The organism is Paenibacillus forsythiae T98 (genome assembly GCF_000520735.1).
GTDB lineage: Bacteria > Bacillota > Bacilli > Paenibacillales > Paenibacillaceae > Paenibacillus_AQ > Paenibacillus_AQ forsythiae.
This window is the reverse complement of the sequence record NZ_ASSC01000622.1, coordinates 1-1,157: the sequence shown is the minus strand read 5'-3', so window position 1 is coordinate 1,157 and position 1,157 is coordinate 1. Positions and strand designations below refer to the sequence as shown.

The window sequence follows — 1,157 nt, the reverse complement described above, 5'->3', positions numbered from 1 at the left end:
TGCACGCATTTCCTGTTGCTCTGCACGCATTTCCTGCTGCTCTGCACGCATTTCCTGCTGCTGCACGCGCATTTCCTGTTGTTCCGCACGCATTTCTTGCTGCTGCGCTTTAATCACCTTCAGTTCATCCAAAATTCGTTCGAACATAGCTTCGCTCATCGTAGGGGCCTCCTTGGAATATCAATAAGTAGCAATCGATTTCAGTACCCGTCCGACAACTCTGAGTTCAGAGCCGTAGCTTGCCCGGGCTTCACGTATGATTGGAGAGAGCTTGACATTATCGGATAAAAGAATGACGTGATCGCCCTGGTTGTACACGCGCCGAAGCACCGGTTCGCCGTTGACAAGCACGACGGCAATCTCGCCGTCCGCCACCTTGTCCTGCCTGTGGATCAGCAGAAGATCGCCCTCGGCAATGCCGGCGGCAGACATGCTGTCGTCCTTGGCCTGGAGATAAAAACATTCGCCTTCATTTACCCAATCCTTGGGTGTGGGTTCATAACCTTTAATTTCACGATACTGAAGGTGGTCGTTGCTAATAGAAATCTTTCCTGCAACGGGCAGTTGTACCAGATTAATCTCTCGCGGCTCTGTCCCCAGTATCGTTTCCGTTCCTTCCAGCAGCGCGGCCAGCTCTACGTTCAGAGCCACAGCGATCCCGCTCAGCCGGTCCATATCGACTTTGATTTCTCCCGTTTCGTACCGCTGCACGGTCTTCTTCGTTAGTCCGAGAGCGTCGCCCAGGGCCTGCAGGCTCAGTTGTCCAATGTTGCGGTGTTTACGGATATTTCCGCCTACAATTTCATAAAACCTGGAGATTTCCTGAGTTTTGTTTATTGTAATCACGCCTTTATTATGTTGAAATAGTCAGAGATTAAATTTGGTTGCTTTAGAAGTAATTATAGCAAAAAAAGACACGAAATCAATATTCATATATCATGTGTCTTATTTTTTTCTTTTTTGAACTTCTATAATTTTCGAAGAATTGTAACGTATGCAAAACTTGATCTCCCTGGCCCAACCGTTATATAATAAATAACGTTGTTGAAATACATACCATGTGTCCCAATAGCTCAGCTGGATAGAGCATGCGCCTTCTAAGCGCACGGTCGGGGGTTCGAATCCCTCTTGGGACGTACAAAACCTTCCTTCGGGAA

1 protein-coding gene and 1 tRNA gene are annotated in these 1,157 nt (G+C 47.7%); one reads left to right on the top strand and one right to left on the bottom strand.

The window, feature by feature from the left end; all coding sequences use genetic code 11:
* Window positions 1–180: 180 nt before the first annotated feature.
* Complete coding sequence (locus L692_RS0119325) at window positions 181–846, bottom strand: LexA family protein (RefSeq protein WP_025701705.1); 666 nt, start codon at window positions 844–846, stop codon at window positions 181–183.
* Between the two features lie 216 nt (window positions 847–1,062).
* Here L692_RS0119325 and L692_RS0119320 point away from each other — a divergent pair.
* A tRNA-Arg gene (locus L692_RS0119320) sits at window positions 1,063–1,136 on the top strand.
* Window positions 1,137–1,157: the final 21 nt, after the last annotated feature.